Genomic DNA, 223 nt, shown 5'->3' with positions numbered 1-223 from the left:
CGCCAAAAGCTTGGCCACAAGAGCATTGCGCGGCTGTTTCACGAGACTGCCACAGGTTGGCACCAGCAGGCCAATCACCCCGGTTGGGCCGAGCTGCAACTGCTTGCCGTCGATGGCGTGATGTGGCGCACGCCCGATACCTCGGACAATGCCGCCGCCTTTGCCAAGCCCGGCACCCAGCATGGCGAGACCGCCTATCCCCAGGTGCGCATGCTCTGTCAGA

1 pseudogene is annotated in these 223 nt (G+C 64.1%); it reads left to right on the top strand.

Features of this window, described 5'->3' with window-relative positions:
- Positions 1–223, top strand: a pseudogene (locus tag ACW5W4_RS19020) (IS4 family transposase); the annotation flags it as partial.

This window comes from Aeromonas crassostreae, assembly GCF_054052445.1.
The sequence above is the reverse complement of the archived record's forward strand: the minus strand, read 5'-3'. Positions and strand labels throughout refer to the sequence as shown.